The organism is Acidimicrobiales bacterium (assembly GCA_036399815.1).
GTDB lineage: Bacteria > Actinomycetota > Acidimicrobiia > Acidimicrobiales > DASWMK01 > DASWMK01.
Genome location: DASWMK010000043.1, coordinates 46,456 through 62,279, shown reverse-complemented (window position 1 = coordinate 62,279; position 15,824 = coordinate 46,456). Strand labels below are relative to the sequence as shown.

Sequence of the window (15,824 nt, the reverse complement as noted above, 5' to 3'; positions counted from 1 at the left end):
CCGCCGCTACGCCGAGGCCGCGGTGGCGGCGTCCGAGGCGACCGGGAAGCCCGTGCTGGTGGCGACCGAGCTGGCGGTGGCCGACCCGGACAACCCCGGCCCCGCCGCCGTCCGGGCCGCCGGCCGCCTGTGCCACCCGTCGGCCGAGCGGGCCGTCACCGCCCTCGCCCACCTCTGGCGCCACGCCCGCTGGCGCCAGCGCCGCGGCCTGCCGCTCTGACGCCCCGGCCGCCCGGCCCGCTCGCTCGGCCCCACCGGCCCGCCGTCCCTTGACCGGTGCCACCGGGCGGGGCGGCCGCCCACCTAACCTCGCCGGCCGTGCGCCGGGTCGGCCTTCCCCTCGTCCTCGCCGTCGTGGCCGTGGTCGCCGCCGTGCTCGCCGTGCGGGCCGAGGCCGAGCCGGACGCGGCCGGCGGGCGCCCCGAGGCCGTCGCCCACCTCGCCACCCCGGTCCTGTCCGTGCGCCGGGTGCCCGGCTTCCTCGTCGACCCCGTCGCCGACACCGCCCTCCAGCTCTCCCTCCTCTCGTTCCTCCAGTCGGCGCCCCCGTCCACCTGCCTCGTCGTCGAGCGCACCGGCGGCCCCCGCCTCGTCTCCCACCAGCCCGACCTGCCGCTGATCCCGGCGTCGACCCAGAAGCTGCTCACCGCGGCGGCCGTGCTCGACGTGCTCGACCCGGCGTCCACGCTCACCACGCGGGCCGTCGCCGCCGCCCCGCCCCAGGGCGGCGTGGTCGCCGGCGACCTGTGGCTGGTCGGCGGGGGCGACCCGCTCCTCGCCACCCCGGACTACGTCACCCGCTTCGAGATCCAGCCCTGGCCCCGGACGGCCGTCGAGCAGCTGGCCGACCGCATCGCCGAGTCGGTGACCCGCATCGACGGGCGGGTGGTGGGCGACGACTCCCGCTACGACGCCCTGCGCTCGGTGCCGACCTGGCCGGAGCGCTACCTCGGCAGCGGCGACGTCGGCTCCCTCTCGGCCGTCGCCGTGAACGACGGCTACGAGGTCTACCCGGCGCCGTCGGCCGACCCGGCCCGGTCGGCGGCCGCCATCCTCACCGAGCTGCTCGAGCAGCGGGGGGTGACGGTGGCCGGCGACCCGGCGTCCGGCCCGGCGCCGGCCGGGGCGGCCGAGGTGGCGACGCTGCCGTCGCTGCCGCTCGGCGAGGTCGTGGCCCACATGGTGCGGGACAGCGACAACGAGTCGGCCGAGCTGCTGGTGAAGGAGCTCGGCCGAGAGGTCGCCGGCTCGGGCACCACGGCGGCCGGCGTGCAGGCCGCTACGGCGACCCTGGCCGACGCCGGGGTGGCCATGGCCGGCACGACGCTCACCGACGGCTCGGGGCTCGACCGGGGCAACCGGGTCACGTGCGCCACGCTCGTCTCGCTGCTCGAGGAGGAGGGCCCGGACTCCCCGGTCACCTCGGCGCTGCCCGTCGCCGCCGAGGACGGGACGCTCACCGAGCGGTTCGCCGGGTCGCCGGCGGCGGGCGTGCTGCGGGGCAAGACCGGCACGCTCCTCGGCGTGACCGGGCTGACCGGGTTCGTCGACACCCCGGCCGGCGGCCACCTCACGTTCGCCTTCCTGTCGAACGGCGAGTTCGACCAGGAGGGCGGCTACGCCCTCTTCGAGCAGCTGGGCGCCCTGCTCGCCGCCTTCCCGCAGGGCCCGTCGCCGGACGAGGTCGCTCCGCTCCCGCCCACCTAGCCTCGGCCCCGTGCCCCTCCCGATGTTCCCGCTCGGCACGGTGCTGTTCCCGACCGTGGTGCTGCCGCTCCACGTGTTCGAGCCCCGCTACCGGGCGCTGACCCGGGACTGCCTGGCCGGCGGCCGGGAGTTCGGGGTGGTGCTCATCGAGCGGGGGTCCGAGGTCGGCGGCGGCGACGTCCGCACCGACGTCGGCTGCGTGGCCCGCATCGCCGAGGCGTCCGAGCTGGACGACGGGCGCTGGGTGCTGGCGGCCGTCGGCACCCGCCGCATCCGCGTCACCTCCTGGCTGCCCGACGACCCCTACCCGATGGCCGAGGTGGAGGACTGGGAGGACGGCCCGGCCGGCGGCGACCTCGACGGCCGCCTCGGGGAGGTCGTCGGGGACCTCCGGCGGGTCCTCGCGCTCGCCGCCGAGCTCGGCCGCCCGGCCGCGCCGGCCACCGTCGAGCTGTCGCCCGACCCGGCCCTGGCCACGTTCCAGGCCGCCGCCGTCGCCCCCGTGGGCCCCGCCGACCGGCAGCGCCTGCTCGCCGCCCCGGGGCCGAGCGAGCGGCTCGACCTGCTCGCCGCCCAGCTCGTCGAGCAGGCCGAGGTGCTGACCGCGCAGCTTCGCCGAGGTTGACCGGAACAGGCGCCGGTTATAGGAAGGGCCGGTGCCGGACACCTCGTCGAAGAGCCTCCCGGGCAGCGTGCAGGAGCTGTGGCTCATGCTGCGCGACTACGCCCGCCAGGAGACGGTCGAGCCGCTGAAGGGCCTCGCCCGCTTCGTCGCCTTCGGGGTGGCGGGGTCGCTGCTCGTCGGCGTGGGCGTCACGCTCCTCGTGCTCGCCGCCCTCCGGGCCCTTCAGACGGAGACGGGCAGCACGTTCGACGGCAACTGGTCGTTCGTCCCCTACCTGATCGTGCTCGTGGCCGCCGGCGCCGTCGCCGGGCTCGCCGTCCGGGCCATCTCCTCGAAGCGGAGCGGGACATGACCGGCAGCACCAGCGCGGGGAAGATCGACACGCGGATCGACCGCGACGACATCGAGGCCAAGTTCCGGGAGATCCGCGACGAGGTCGACGAGGCGGCCGGGTCGATGCGGACGATCGCCATCGCCGTCGGCGCCGTGGTGGCCGTGGCCGTCGTGGGCCTCGCCTTCTGGACCGGCAAGCGGCGGGGCCGCAAGGCGACCACGATCGTCGAGGTCCGGCGGTTCTGACGTGACCTTCCTGCGCCGGCTCGTCCGGCTGCGGGCCGTCCAGCGCGGCCTCCTCGGCGGGAGCCGGTTCTGGATGGCGGTGTTCGGCCTCCAGACCGGCTGGCGCATCTTCAAGCGCCTGACCGACCCCACGCCGAAGACCCTGCTCACCCAGGAGCTGAAGCCGGGGGAGACGCTCGTGATCGCCCACGGGCGGGTGCCGACCGACTGACGGCCGAGCGAAGCGGCGCGGGCGGCGTCCCGCGTCATCATGGGGACCCGTGAAGGTCGTCCTCCGCAACCCCCGTCGCGAGCTCGAGGTCGCCGGTCCCGTGCGCGTGCTGGCCCTCCTCGACCGGCTCGAGCTCAACCGGGAGACCGTGCTCGTCATCCGCGACGGCACGCTCGTCCCCGGCGACGCCACCCTCGAGGACGGCGACACCGTCGAGATCCGGCCCGTGATCTCGGGGGGCTCGACGTGAAGTGCCGGGTGTGCCGCGAGCCGGCGGTCATCGACGTCCGGCGCCACAACGCCAACTTCTGCGTCGAGCACTTCCTGCGCCTGTGCCGCGACCAGGTGGCGAGGGCCGTCGAGGACTTCGACATGATCCGGCCGGGGGAGCGGGTGCTCGTCGCCGTCTCGGGGGGCAAGGACTCCCTGGCCGTCTGGGACATCCTCCTCGACCTCGGCCACGACGCCGACGGCCTCTACCTCGGCCTCGGCATCGGCGACTACAGCGACGAGTCGGGGCGCTACGCCAGGGCCTACGCCGACCGGCGGGGGGCGAAGCTGGTCGAGGTCGACCTGCCCGTCGACCACGGCTTCGACATCCCGACCGGTTCCCGGGCGGCGAAGCGGGCGCCGTGCTCGGCCTGCGGCCTCTCGAAGCGGCACCTGTTCAACTCGGCCGCGGTCGACGGCGGCTACGACGTGGTCGTCACCGGCCACAACCTCGACGACGAGGCCGCCGTCCTGCTCGGCAACGTGCTGCGCTGGAACACCGAGTACCTCGGCCGCCAGCTGCCCGTGCTGCCGGCCCGGCCGGGGTTCGTGCGAAAGGTGAAGCCGCTCGTCCGCCTGGCCGAGCGCGAGCTCGCCGCCTACTGCGTGCTGAAGGGCATCGACTACCAGGTCGAGGAGTGCCCGATGGCGGCCGGCAACCGCCACCTCGGCTACAAGGAGGCGCTCAACGCCATCGAGGCGACTTCGCCGGGGTCCAAGCACGAGTTCTACTTCGGCTTCCTGGCCAGGGCGTCGTCCCGGTTCACGGCCGAGGCGGAGGCCGAGCAGGAGGGCCTGCGGCCGTGCTCGTCGTGCGGGTCGCCGACGACCGGGGACGTGTGCGCGTTCTGCCGGCTGGTGGTCAGGGCGGCGCGATGAGCCGGCCCTTCCGGGCGGGGGAGAAGGTGCTGCTCCTCGACGCCAAGCAGCGGCGCTACCTCGTCACCCTGGCCGACGGCGGCGAGTTCCACTCCCACACCGGCGTCGTCGGCCACGACGAGCTGATCGGCCGCGAGGAGGGGGTGACGGTGCGCTCCACGAGGGGCAGCCGGTTCACCGCCTTCCGGCCGACCCTGTCGGACTTCGTGCTGAAGATGCCGCGGGGCGCGCAGGTCATCTACCCGAAGGACCTCGGCCCGCTGCTGCTGCTCGCCGACGTGTTCCCCGGGGCGCGGGTGCTCGAGTCGGGGGTCGGGTCCGGCGCCCTGTCGATGACCCTCCTGCGGGCCGGCGCCGACGTCGTCGGCTACGAGCTGCGGGAGGACTTCGCGGCGCGGGCGACGGCCAACGTCGCCGCCTTCCTCGGCGAGGAGGCGCTGTCCCGCTACCGCGTCGAGGTGCGCGACGCCTACGCCGGCATCGAGGAGGCGGGCCTCGACCGGATCGTCCTCGACCTGCCCGAGCCGTGGCAGGTGGTCAAGCACGCCGAGCGGGCGCTGCACCCGGGCGGCATCCTCGTCGCCTACACGCCCACCATCCTCCAGGTCGCCTCGCTGCGGGAGGCCCTCGACGGCAGCGCCTTCGCCATGGCCGAGACCGTCGAGGTGCTGCTGCGCACCTGGCACGTCGAGGGCCAGTCCGTCCGCCCCGACCACCGCATGGTGGCCCACACCGGCTTCCTCACCTCCGCCCGGCTGCTCGGCGGCTGACGCCGGCCGGTGTGAACACCCTCGACCTCGTCATCGCCCTCACCGGCGTCAGCGCCGCCGTCGGCGGCTGGCGCCTCGGCTTCACGGCGAGGGCGACGTCGTGGCTCGGCATGGCCGGCGGCCTGGTGCTCGGCAGCCAGGTGGTGCTGCCGTGGCTGCTCGAGGTGTGGGCCGACGTCGCCGGCGTGCGCCTGCTGCTCGCCGCGGCCGCCGTGCTCGTCGTCGGCGCCTTCCTCGGCCAGGCCCTCGGGCTCGTGGTCGGCAACCGGCTCCACCTCGCCCTGCCCGGCGGGGCGGCCCGCACGGTCGACAAGGTCGGCGGGGCGGCGGCCGGGCTGGTCGGCGTGGCCGCGGCCGTGTGGCTGCTGCTGCCGGCCATGGCCGACATCCCCGAGTGGCCGGCCGAGCAGGCGAGGAACTCGGTGCTCGGCCGGGTGGTGGACGGCGTGCTGCCGCCCGCCCCCGACGCCCTCCAGACCCTCCGCCAGCTGGTCGACGACGACCGCTTCCCGCAGGTCTTCGACGCCCTCCGCCCGACCCCCGACCTCGGCCCGCCGCCGTCGGAGAGCGGGCTGAGCGAGCAGCTGGCGCTGGCGGTGAGCGCGTCGACGGTGAAGGTCGAGGGCGTGGCCTGCGCCCGCATCCAGGACGGCAGCGGGTTCGTGGTCGGCGACCAGCTGGTGGCCACCAACGCCCACGTCGTGGCGGGCGAGGACGAGACGACCGTCGAGCGCAACGACGGCACGATGGTGGACGCCGAGGTGGTCGCCTTCGACGCCGAGCGGGACCTCGCCCTGCTGTTCGCACCGGGCCTCGACCGGCCGGCGCTGCCCATCGGCGACGCCGAGGTGGGCGACCGGGGCGCCGTGTTCGGCCACCCCGGCGGCGGCCCGCTGGCCCTGACCCCCTTCGAGGTCGGCCGCCAGGTGACGGCGACCGGCCGGGACATCTACGGCCAGCGCCGCACGACCCGGGACGTGCTGTTCCTCGCCGCCCGCCTCCGCCCCGGCGACTCGGGCGCCGCCCTCGTCGACCCCGCCGGCGAGGTCGTCGGCGTGGCCTTCGCCATCGCCCCCGACCAGCCCGGCGTGGCCTACGCGCTCACCACCGGCGAGCTCCGCGAGGTCCTCTCCGCCAACGCCGGCACGCCGGTCGAGACCGGCAGCTGCCTCGCCTGACCCGCCTCACCGCGCCGCCACCCGGCCCGGACGCGGCGAGGCCCGCCTCGCGGCGGGCCCCGTCGGCGTCCTCGCGCCGGGTCAGCGCTCGGGTGCTACTCGACCTCGATGAAGATGCACTCGCCGGGGCACTCCTCGGCGGCCTCGATGACCGCCTCCTCCTGGCCGGCGGGAACGACGGCCAGGCCCTCGGCGCCGCCCGGGTCGGAGAAGACCTTGGCCCCCTCCTTGACGTAGGCGAGGCCGTCGTCGAGCAGGGTGAACACGTCGGGGGCGATCTCCTCGCAGAGGCCGTCGCCGGTGCAGAGATCCTGGTCGATCCAGACCTTCATGTCCTGGTGCGCCTTCCGTGAGCGTGGTGGGCGATCGCCGACCAGGCTAGCAGCCGAGACCAATAAACCCGGCAGCGACCGGTGAAAGTCAGAGCTCGAGGTAGATGCACTCCGCCGGGCACTGCTCGGCGGCCTCGATCACCGCTTCCTCCTGCCCGGCCGGCACGACGGCCATGCTCGCCTGCCCGCCCGGGGTGGTGAGCACCTGCCCGTCCGCCACGACGTACGCGAGGCCGTCCTCGCCCATGGCGATGATCCCCGGCGCGAGGTCCTCGCAGATCCCCGCCCCCGTGCACAGGTCCTGATCGATCCACACCTTCACGGCTGCTCCCTCGGCTCATCCGACGTCCGCCGCCCACCGTCGCACCCGCCCCCCCAAGGGCGCGCGAAACGAGCACCAACGGCACGCTAAACCGTGACCTGCGAGACACCGCCCGCTCCGCGCGGTTGCGGAGGGGCCGGTGTATCGTCCGACCGACGAAGGGAGGTGGTCGCCGTCAACCAGGCCGAGTACGAGCGCCGGCTCAGCGCCTACGAGTCGGAGATGGCCGAGCTCCGCGAGCAGTCCAAGGCGTTGGAGGAAGAGGTGATCGCCCTCCGGCGCCGCCTCCAGGACGCGCCGAAGCGGGTGCGCACCCTCGAGGAGCGGCTGCTGGAGACCAAGGGGCAGCTGGCCCAGGCCGTGTCCCAGAACGAGAAGCTGACCTACACCCTCCGCGAGGCGCGGGAGCACATCGCCGCCCTCCGCGAGGAGGTCGAGAAGCTCACCCAGCCGCCGTCGGCGTACGGCACCCTGCTCGGCCGCAACGAGGACGGCACCGTCGACGTGTTCTCCGGCGGCCGCAAGATGCGCGTCGCCGTCCACCCCGAGATCGAGGCGGAGGAGCTGATCCGGGGCGCCGAGGTGGTCCTCAACGAGTCGCTGAACGTCGTCATGGCCCGCGGCCGGGAGATCTCCGGCGAGGTCGTCACGCTGAAGGAGCTGCTGGAGGACGGCCAGCGGGCGCTGATCGTCGGCCGGGCCGACGAGGAGCGGGTGGTCGAGCTGGCCGACGAGCTGCGCGACGAGCACCTCAGGGCCGGCGACACCGTGCTCATGGACGCCCGCTCCGGCCTGCTGCTCGAGCGCCTGCCCCGGCCGGAGGTCGAGGAGCTGGTGCTCGAGGAGGTGCCGGACATCTCCTACGCGGACGTCGGCGGCCTCGACAACCAGATCGAGCAGATCATGGACGCGGTCGAGCTCCCGTTCGTCCACCAGCGCCTGTTCTCCCGCTACAAGCTGCCGGCGCCGAAGGGCATCCTCCTGTACGGCCCGCCGGGCTGCGGCAAGACCCTCATCGCCAAGGCCGTCGCCAACAGCCTGGCGAAGAAGGTGGCCGAGGTGTCGGGGGACAAGGAGGCCCGCTCCTACTTCCTCAACATCAAGGGCCCCGAGCTCCTCAACAAGTACGTCGGGGAGACCGAGCGCCAGATCCGCCTCGTGTTCCAGCGGGCGAGGGAGAAGTCCGAGGAGGGCTGGCCGGTCATCGTCTTCTTCGACGAGATGGACTCGCTGTTCCGCACCCGCGGCACCGGGATCAGCTCGGACATGGAGTCGACGATCGTCCCGCAGCTGCTGGCCGAGATCGACGGCGTCGAGACCCTGAAGAACGTCATCGTGATCGGCGCCTCGAACCGCGAGGACCTGATCGACCCGGCCATCCTGCGCCCCGGTCGCCTCGACGTGAAGATCAAGATCGAGCGGCCGGACGAGGACGCCGCCGCCCAGATCTTCTCCCGCTACCTGACGACCGACCTCCCCCTCGACGAGGACGAGGTGCGGCGCCTGGGCGGCGGGGACCGCGGGAAGGCCGTGGAGGTGATGATCGAGCGGACCGTGGCCGAGATGTACCGGGCCGACGAGAAGAACCGCTTCCTCGAGGTCACCTACCAGAACGGTGACAAGGAGATCATGTACTTCAAGGACTTCTCGTCCGGAGCCATGATCGAGAACATCGTGCGGCGGGCGAAGAAGCTCGCCATCAAGCGGGAGATCGCGGCCGGCACGCCCGGCGTGGGGACCGAGGACCTGATCGCCTCGATCCACCAGGAGTACAAGGAGCACGAGGACCTCCCGAACACCACCAACCCGGACGACTGGGCGAAGATCTCCGGCAAGAAGGGCGAGCGCATCGTCTACGTGCGCACGCTCATCTCCTCGGACGCCGAGGCGGCGGCCGGCGGCCGGGCCATCGAGCGGGTGGCGACGGGCCAGTACCTGTAGGCTCGTCGGCCTCCGACGGGGGAGGTCGGCCCATGACCGGTCACCGTGCGGTCGCGATCGCGGCGCTGCTGTTCGGCGCGGCCTACCCGGACGCGACGGCGGGGGCCGCCGCCGCTCCGCCCCTCGTCCTCACCGTTGACGACCGCGCCGACCTGCCCGACGAGGCCCCGGCCGACGGCGCTTGCCGGACGGCGGCGGGCACCTGCACCCTGCGGGCCGCCGTGCAGGAGGCGAGCGCCGGCGGCGAGCCGACCGTGGTCCGGGTGCCGGAGGGCACGTTCGTGCTGACCGTGCCCGGCCAGGACGAGGACGCCTCGGCCACCGGCGACCTCGACCTCGCCACCTTCGTCACGATCCGGGGCGCCGGCCGGGGCACCGTGGTGACGAGCGAGGTCGACCGCGTCCTCCACGTCGTCCCCGGTGGGAGCGGCACGGTCGAGCGGCTCACGATCCGGGACGCGTCCGTCGACGGCAGCGGCGCCGGCGTGCTGAACGACGGCGACCTGACCCTCGTCGACGTGCTCGTCGCCGGCAACCACGCGGTCGGCGACGGCGGCGGCATCTTCTCCGGCGCCGGCCTCGTGCGACTGGAGCGGACCACGGTCGCCGGGAACACGGCCGGCAACAGCGGCGCCGGCATGACCGTCGCCGGGCCGACCACGGTCGTGCAGTCGACGTTCAGCCACAACCGCGTCCTCGAGTCCTTCGGCGGCGGCGCCGGGCGGGGCGGCGCCGTGCGGGCCCTGCCGACCGCCCGCCTCGACGTGGCCTTCTCCACCTTCGCCGGGAACGGCGCGCCGCTCGCCGGGTCGACGATCACGGCCGACGAGGGCGCGGCCGTGCGGCTGGCGGCGAGCGTGGTGGCCGGGGCCGGGCCGGCGCCCGACTGCGACCGGCCGGTCCGCTCGGGCGGGGGCAACCTGGCCGCCGACGCCTCGTGCCACCTGAAGGCGCAGGGCGACCGGGTGGGGGTCGAGCCGCGCCTCGGCCCGCTGACCTACGCCGGCGGGCCCACGCCGGTGCACGTGCCGGCGGCGGGCAGCCCTGCCGTCGACTCGCTCGTCGGCGGGTTCCCGTGCCCGTCGAGGGACCAGCGGGGGGCGCCGCGGCCGGCCGACGGCGACGGCGACGGGGTGGGCCGCTGCGACCGCGGGTCGGTCGAGCGGTAGGGCGTCGATCAAGGGACCGGGCGGTAGGGTCGCGCCGTGGCCATCCGCAAGGTGTGCGGGATCGAGACCGAGTACGGCATCCAGCTGCGGGGCGCGGGCGAGTCCAACCCCATCGCGGCGTCGTCGGTCCTGATCAACGCGTACGTGAACGAGCTGGCCAGGACGGCGGCCGGCGAGGGTGGCCCGAAGGTCGGCTGGGACTTCGAGGACGAGTCGCCCGGCAACGACGCCCGCGGGTTCTCGCCGGAGGGCACGCTCGCCCCCGAGATCGAGACCCACCTCGTCAACGCCGTGCTCACCAACGGCGCCCGCTACTACGTCGACCACGCCCACCCCGAGCTGTCGACCCCCGAGTGCGCCGACGCCATGGCCGTCGTCCGCTACGACCGGGCCGCCGAGCTGATCCTCCAGCGCTCCATGGAGGCGGCGGAGCGCACCCTGCCGCCCGGCCAGGAGATCGTCGTCTACAAGAACAACTCGGACGGCAAGGGCAACAGCTACGGCTGCCACGAGAACTACCTGATGGACCGGGCCGTGCCGTTCGGCCGCATCGTCACCCACGTGCTGCCGTTCTTCGTCACCCGCCAGATCTTCACCGGCGCCGGCAAGGTCGGCTGCGAGGCGGCCGGCACGTCACGGGGCGACGTCACCTTCCAGATCAGCCAGCGGGCCGACTTCTTCGAGGAGGAGGTCGGGCTCGAGACGACGCTCAAGCGGCCGATCGTCAACACCCGCGACGAGCCCCACGCCGACACCCAGAAGTACCGCCGCCTGCACGTGATCCTGGGCGACGCCAACCTGTCCGAGGTCGCCACCTACCTGAAGGTGGGCACCACGGCCGTCGTCCTGTCGATGATCGAGGACGACTTCCTGCCCCGCGAGCTGGTGCTGTCCGCGCCGGTGGCCGCCCTGCGCCACGTCAGCTACGACCTCACGTGCCGGCGCCCGCTGGAGCTGGCCGCCGGCGGGTCGATCAGCCCGCTCGACGTGCAGTGGGAGTACCTCGACCGGGCCCGCAAGTACGCCGAGGAGGTCGGGCTGGAGTCGGTGGGCGAGGAGGTCGGCGCCGACCTGCTGCGGCGCTGGGAGGCCGTGCTCACGGCGCTCGAGGTCGACCCGATGCGGGTGGCCGACCAGGTGGACTGGGTGGCCAAGCGCCGCCTGCTCGAGGGCTACCGGCAGCGCCACGGGCTGCGCTGGGACGACGCCCGCCTGGCCGCCATGGACCTCCAGTACCACGACCTGCGGCCGGGCAAGTCGCTCGCCGCCCGGGTGGGCCTGGAGCGCCTGGTCGACGACGCCGAGGTCGAGGCGGCGGTGTCGGAGCCGCCCGAGGACACCAGGGCCTACTTCCGGGGCAAGTGCCTCCAGCGGTGGGCGTCGAGCATCGTCGCCGCCAACTGGGACTCGCTCGTCTTCGACGTCGGCAGCGATCCGCTGCGTCGCGTGCCGATGATGGAACCGATGCGTGGCACCAGGGCCCACGTCGCTACGTTGTTGGAGGAGTGCTCGACGCCGGCCGAGCTGGTCGAGCGGCTGGGGTCGTGAGGAGGACGGACTGATGGCCGAACGGGAACAGAAGCGGCGGGCCCCGGCCCGCAGGGACGACGAGGAGGTGGTCGAGGCACCCGCGTCGTCGGAGACCGGCGAGAAGCTGAAGGCGGAGCTCGACGACCTCCTCGACGAGATCGACGAGGTGCTCGAGTCCAACGCCGAGGACTTCGTGCGCGGCTACGTGCAGAAGGGCGGGGAGTGACGCTGCTTCCCCGGTTCGACCCCGGGAAGGACCCGGGGCCCAGCTTCAGCGAGCTCCTCCGGCGGTCCGGCCTCGTGCCGCCGGCTCCCGACGCGCCCGTGGGCGAGCCGCTCCGCGTGCCCCACGGCACCACCGTGGTCGCCATCCGCTACGCCGACGGCGTGGTCATGGCCGGCGACCGCCGGGCGACCTCCGGGCACCTGATCAGCCACCGGAGCATCGAGAAGGTGTTCCCGGCCGACCGCCACTCCGGCGTCGCCATCGCCGGCGCGGCCGGGCCGGCCATGGAGATGGTGAAGCTGTTCCAGCTCCAGCTGGAGCACTACGAGAAGGTCGAGGGGTCGGCCCTGTCGCTCGAGGGCAAGGCCAACCAGCTCGGCCAGATGGTGCGCAACCACCTGCCGGCGGCCATGCAGGGCCTGGCCGTCGTGCCCCTGTTCGCCGGCTACGACGTGCGGCGGCGGGCGGGGCGGCTGTTCCAGTACGACGTCACCGGCGGGCGCTACGAGGAGAGCGACTTCTCGGCCACCGGGTCGGGCAGCCTCCACGCCGGCACCGTCGTCAAGATGGGCTACCGGGAGGACATGGACCGGGCCGCCACCCTGGAGCTGGCCATCACCGCGCTGTTCCAGGCGGCCGACGAGGACTCGGCCACCGGCGGGCCCGACCTCGTCCGGGGCATCTACCCGACGATGGCGACGATCACCGCCGACGGCTTCGAGCGGGTGCCCGAGGACGAGGTGGCCGAGCGCTTCCGCGACCTCGTCTCCCGGATGAGCACGCCCGAGAGCGCGTCGGCCGACGCCGGGGCGCCCCCGACGATCGGGAGGGCGCCGGCATGAGCATGCCGTTCTACGTCGCGCCCGAGCAGGTGATGAAGGACCGGGCGGACTACGCCCGGAAGGGGATCGCGAGGGGCCGCAGCCTGGCCGCCGTCACCTACGAGGACGGGATCGCCATCTGCGCCGAGAACCCGAGCAACACGCTCCGCAAGGTCAGCGAGATCTACGACCGGATCGCGTTCGCCGGGGTCGGCCGCTACAACGAGTTCGACCAGCTGCGCATCGCCGGGGTCCGCCACGCCGACCTGAAGGGCTACTCCTACAGCCGGGAGGACGTGGACGCCCGCAGCCTGGCCAACGCCTACGCCGGCATCCTCGGCCAGATCTTCACCCACGAGATGAAGCCGATGGAGGTGGAGATCCTCGTCGCCGAGGTGGGCACCGACGTCGCCGGCGACCGGCTCTTCCACATCCTCTACGACGGCACCGTGTTCGACGAGAAGGGCTACACGGTCCTCGGCGGCGACTCGGACACGATCATCAGCCGGCTCGAGGAGTCGTGGCGCGAGGGCCTCCCGCTGGGCGAGGCCGTCCACGTCGCCAGCCGGGCGCTGGCCGGCCCCGACCGCCTCCTCGCCCCGGACGACCTCGAGGTCGCCGTGCTGGCGAGGAGCAACGGCCGCCGGGCGTTCCGGCGCCTGGAGGACGAGGCGCTCGCCGCCCTGCTGCCGGCCGGTGCCGGCGAGGGGACCAGCTCCGAGCGGCCCCCGGTCGAGGACGAGGGCGGCGGCCCGGGCCACGAGGGCCCGCCCCCGGCCGCGCCCTGACCGACCCCGCCGCTGACCGGCCGCCCCGCCCGGCCTCAGCCCATCGCCACGATCACGCGGAGCAGGCCGGCCGCGACCATGGCGGCGATGACGAGGACGGCCATCCACACCCGGCCGGCGCCGTCGCCGGCCGCCACCGGGTCCCCGGCGGCGTCCTCCGCGCCGGCCGAGCCGAGCACCTCGCGGGCGGCCTCCACGCAGGCCTCCTCCACGAGGACCTGCACCTGGCCGAGCGGGTAGGGCCCGCCGGCGTTGCCCCGCAGCTCCCAGACGATGCCCTCCGAGCCGAGGCGGGCGGCGATCACGCGGGCCTCGAACTGGTCGCGGGTGACGGCGACCGGCACCATCCGGAGCTCGCCCACGGGCCCACGCTACCGTTCGGCACCACCCGAGGCAGAGGAGCCCTCCGTGACCCGTCGCCACCGGCTCGCCGTCGTCCTGCTCGCCGCCACCGTCCTCCTCGCCGCCTGCGGCGGGGACGACGACGACGGCGGGAGCGGCGACGAGGCCGCCTCGTCGTCCACCTCCGGCACCGAGGCGACCACCGGGTCGACCGAGGCCGAGACGACGACGAGCGAGGCCACCACCGAGACCACCGGCGCCACCGGCGAGGGGGCGTCGCTCGACGAGTACGCCAACGGCGTCTGCACGGCCATGTCGACCTGGCAGTCCGACCTGCAGGGCCTGGCCGGCGACCTCCAGGCCAACCCGCCCACCGACCCGTCCACCGGCAAGGACGTGCTGATCGACTTCGTGGCGGACATGGCCTCGGTCACCGACCAGATGGTGCAGTCGGTCACCGACGCCGGCCCGCCGGCCGTCGACGCCGGCGACGAGATCCACGGCACCCTGGTCAACGGGCTGAACGCCCTGTCCGCCCTGTTCGACCAGCTCCAGACCGACATCGCCGCCGTGCCCGAGGACGACCCGACGGCCTTCACCCAGGCCCTCACCGAGGTGACCACCCAGTTCCAGGCGAGCGCCGAGAAGACGAGCGAGGCGTTCAGCCAGGTGGACGAGCAGTACCCCGAGCAGTCCCAGCAGCTCCAGGCCGCGTTCCAGGCCGAGCCCGCCTGCGCGGGGGTGATCGGCTGAGCACGGCGTAGCCTCCGCGCGATGGACCGGCGCATCTTCGGCCTCGAGAACGAGTACGGGGTCACCTGCACGCTGCGGGGCCAGCGCCGGCTGAGCCCGGACGAGGTGGCCCGGTACCTGTTCCGGCGGGTCGTCTCCTGGGGCAGGAGCAGCAACGTGTTCCTGGCCAACGGGGCCCGGTTGTACCTCGACGTCGGCTCCCACCCGGAGTACGCCACCCCCGAGTGCGACTCGATCCACGACCTCGTCGTCCACGACAAGGCCGGCGAGCGCATCCTCGAGCAGCTCCTCGGCAGCGCCGAGCAGCGCCTCCGCGAGGAGGGCATCCGCGGGGTCATCTACCTGTTCAAGAACAACACCGACTCGGCCGGCAACAGCTACGGCTGCCACGAGAACTACCTGACCAGCCGGCGGGACGACTTCGGCCACTACGCCGAGGTGCTGATCCCGTTCTTCGTCAGCCGCCAGATCTACGCCGGCGCCGGCAAGGTCCTCCAGACCGCCCGCGGCGCCATGTACTGCATCAGCCAGCGGGCCGAGCACATCTGGGAGGGCGTCTCGAGCGCCACCACCCGGTCGCGGCCGATCATCAACACCAGGGACGAGCCCCACGCCGACGCCGAGCGCTACCGCCGGCTCCACGTGATCGTCGGCGACTCGAACATGAGCGAGTACGCCACGTTCCTCAAGGTCGGGGCGACCAGCATCCTGCTGCGCATGCTCGAGGACCCGTCGGTGGTGCTGCGCGACATGACCCTCGAGAACCCGATCAGGGCCATCCGCGAGATCAGCCACGACACGACCTGCACCCGCAGGGTGCGCCTGGCCAACGGGCGGGAGGCGAGCGCCCTCGACATCCAGGGCGAGTACCTGGGCCGGGCCGTGCGCTACGCGGAGACCAAGGGCCTGAGCCCGCTCGAGCAGCGGGCCCTCGACATGTGGCAGCACACGCTCACGGCGCTCGAGAAGGACCCGCTGTCGCTCACGAGGGAGTGCGACTGGGTCATCAAGCACCACCTGATCGAGGCCTACCGGGACCGCCACGGGCTGCCGCTCACCCACCCCAAGGTGGCGCTGATGGACCTGCAGTACCACGACGTCAACCGGGAGCGGGGCCTGTTCTACCGGATGCAGCAGCGCGACCTGGTCGAGCGCACCTGCACCGACGACGAGATCGACACGGCCATGGAGCAGCCGCCCCAGACGACGCGGGCCAGGCTGCGGGGCGAGTTCATCCGCCGGGCCAAGGAGCGCAAGCGGGACTACACGGTGGACTGGGTGCACCTGAAGCTCAACGACCAGGCCCAGCGCACCGTCCTCTGCAAGGACCCGTTCAAGGCCCGCGACGAGCGGGTCGAGAAGCTGATCGCCAGCCTCTAGC

The 15,824-nt window shown here is 73.7% G+C and carries 21 protein-coding genes; 18 read left to right on the top strand and 3 right to left on the bottom strand.

From position 1 onward, the window contains the following. The 10 genes from VGB14_03130 to VGB14_03085 all read left to right on the top strand — a co-directional run. Nucleotides 1-220: hypothetical protein (locus VGB14_03130; GenBank protein ID HEX9991900.1), on the top strand; the 220-nt coding region annotated here is incomplete at its 5' end. A gap of 98 nt (nt 221-318) precedes the next feature. Beyond that, nucleotides 319-1,707, top strand: a complete 1,389-nt coding sequence (dacB, locus tag VGB14_03125; protein HEX9991899.1) for a D-alanyl-D-alanine carboxypeptidase/D-alanyl-D-alanine-endopeptidase — start codon at nt 319-321, stop codon at nt 1,705-1,707. Nucleotides 1,708-1,717: 10 nt separating this feature from the next. Then, nucleotides 1,718-2,332 (top strand): LON peptidase substrate-binding domain-containing protein, encoded by a 615-nt coding sequence (locus VGB14_03120; GenBank protein HEX9991898.1) that lies wholly within the window; start codon nt 1,718-1,720, stop codon nt 2,330-2,332. Nucleotides 2,333-2,363: 31 nt separating this feature from the next. Beyond that, nucleotides 2,364-2,684 (top strand): hypothetical protein, encoded by a 321-nt coding sequence (locus tag VGB14_03115; protein ID HEX9991897.1) that lies wholly within the window; start codon nt 2,364-2,366, stop codon nt 2,682-2,684. Continuing rightward, on the top strand, nt 2,681-2,911 hold the full coding sequence (locus VGB14_03110; GenBank protein ID HEX9991896.1) for a hypothetical protein: 231 nt from the start codon (nt 2,681-2,683) through the stop codon (nt 2,909-2,911). Before VGB14_03115 ends, VGB14_03110 begins: the two co-directional genes overlap by 4 nt. A 1-nt stretch (nt 2,912) precedes the next feature. After that, nucleotides 2,913-3,122 carry a hypothetical protein gene (locus tag VGB14_03105; protein ID HEX9991895.1) on the top strand — a complete coding sequence of 70 codons (210 nt, stop codon included), beginning with the start codon at nt 2,913-2,915 and terminating at the stop codon, nt 3,120-3,122. A gap of 49 nt (nt 3,123-3,171) precedes the next feature. After that, complete coding sequence (locus VGB14_03100) at nt 3,172-3,372, top strand: MoaD/ThiS family protein (protein ID HEX9991894.1); 201 nt, start codon at nt 3,172-3,174, stop codon at nt 3,370-3,372. After that, complete coding sequence (locus VGB14_03095) at nt 3,369-4,271, top strand: ATP-binding protein (protein ID HEX9991893.1); 903 nt, start codon at nt 3,369-3,371, stop codon at nt 4,269-4,271. The genes VGB14_03100 and VGB14_03095 overlap by 4 nt, the downstream gene beginning before the upstream one ends. Continuing rightward, nucleotides 4,268-5,041, top strand: coding sequence for a tRNA (adenine-N1)-methyltransferase (locus VGB14_03090; protein ID HEX9991892.1), 774 nt, complete (start codon nt 4,268-4,270; stop codon nt 5,039-5,041). The genes VGB14_03095 and VGB14_03090 overlap by 4 nt, the downstream gene beginning before the upstream one ends. Nucleotides 5,042-5,052: 11 nt before the next feature. Continuing rightward, entirely contained in the window at nt 5,053-6,219 is a 1,167-nt protein-coding gene (locus VGB14_03085; GenBank protein ID HEX9991891.1) for a MarP family serine protease, read from the top strand. Nucleotides 6,220-6,314: 95 nt separating this feature from the next. Here VGB14_03085 and VGB14_03080 read toward each other — a convergent pair whose 3' ends face one another. Both VGB14_03080 and VGB14_03075 read right to left on the bottom strand, forming a co-directional pair. Further along, on the bottom strand, nt 6,315-6,551 hold the full coding sequence (locus VGB14_03080) for a ferredoxin (GenBank protein HEX9991890.1): 237 nt from the start codon (nt 6,549-6,551) through the stop codon (nt 6,315-6,317). 88 nt (nt 6,552-6,639) lie between these two features. Next, nucleotides 6,640-6,873, bottom strand: coding sequence for a ferredoxin (locus tag VGB14_03075; GenBank protein ID HEX9991889.1), 234 nt, complete (start codon nt 6,871-6,873; stop codon nt 6,640-6,642). A 165-nt stretch (nt 6,874-7,038) separates the two neighbouring features. On the opposite strand from VGB14_03075, the gene arc reads away from it, so the two are divergent. From arc to prcA, 6 genes are read left to right on the top strand one after another with little or no spacing between them, the layout of a single operon-like run. Next, entirely contained in the window at nt 7,039-8,814 is a 1,776-nt protein-coding gene (gene arc, locus VGB14_03070; protein ID HEX9991888.1) for a proteasome ATPase, read from the top strand. A gap of 32 nt (nt 8,815-8,846) precedes the next feature. After that, a complete protein-coding gene (locus tag VGB14_03065) occupies nt 8,847-9,983 on the top strand; it encodes a choice-of-anchor Q domain-containing protein (protein ID HEX9991887.1) in 1,137 nt (378 codons plus the stop codon). Nucleotides 9,984-10,019: 36 nt separating this feature from the next. Further along, nucleotides 10,020-11,531: a depupylase/deamidase Dop gene (gene dop, locus VGB14_03060; GenBank protein ID HEX9991886.1), complete on the top strand. Its 1,512-nt coding sequence runs from the start codon at nt 10,020-10,022 to the stop codon at nt 11,529-11,531. A gap of 13 nt (nt 11,532-11,544) precedes the next feature. After that, nucleotides 11,545-11,739 (top strand): ubiquitin-like protein Pup, encoded by a 195-nt coding sequence (locus tag VGB14_03055; GenBank protein HEX9991885.1) that lies wholly within the window; start codon nt 11,545-11,547, stop codon nt 11,737-11,739. Continuing rightward, nucleotides 11,736-12,581: a proteasome subunit beta gene (prcB, locus tag VGB14_03050; protein ID HEX9991884.1), complete on the top strand. Its 846-nt coding sequence runs from the start codon at nt 11,736-11,738 to the stop codon at nt 12,579-12,581. The genes VGB14_03055 and prcB overlap by 4 nt, the downstream gene beginning before the upstream one ends. Further along, nucleotides 12,578-13,348, top strand: coding sequence for a proteasome subunit alpha (prcA, locus tag VGB14_03045; GenBank protein HEX9991883.1), 771 nt, complete (start codon nt 12,578-12,580; stop codon nt 13,346-13,348). The genes prcB and prcA overlap by 4 nt, the downstream gene beginning before the upstream one ends. A gap of 35 nt (nt 13,349-13,383) precedes the next feature. On the opposite strand, the gene VGB14_03040 is transcribed toward prcA, so the two are convergent. Beyond that, nucleotides 13,384-13,710, bottom strand: coding sequence for a hypothetical protein (locus tag VGB14_03040; protein HEX9991882.1), 327 nt, complete (start codon nt 13,708-13,710; stop codon nt 13,384-13,386). A 46-nt stretch (nt 13,711-13,756) separates the two neighbouring features. Here VGB14_03040 and VGB14_03035 point away from each other — a divergent pair, with 46 nt between their 5' ends. Next, nucleotides 13,757-14,443, top strand: coding sequence for a hypothetical protein (locus VGB14_03035; GenBank protein ID HEX9991881.1), 687 nt, complete (start codon nt 13,757-13,759; stop codon nt 14,441-14,443). Between the two features lie 21 nt (nt 14,444-14,464). Then, the gene (pafA, locus tag VGB14_03030; GenBank protein ID HEX9991880.1) at nt 14,465-15,823 is read left to right on the top strand and encodes a Pup--protein ligase; all 1,359 of its coding nucleotides are present in this window, start codon (nt 14,465-14,467) and stop codon (nt 15,821-15,823) included. The last annotated feature ends 1 nt before the right edge of the window (nt 15,824 follow it).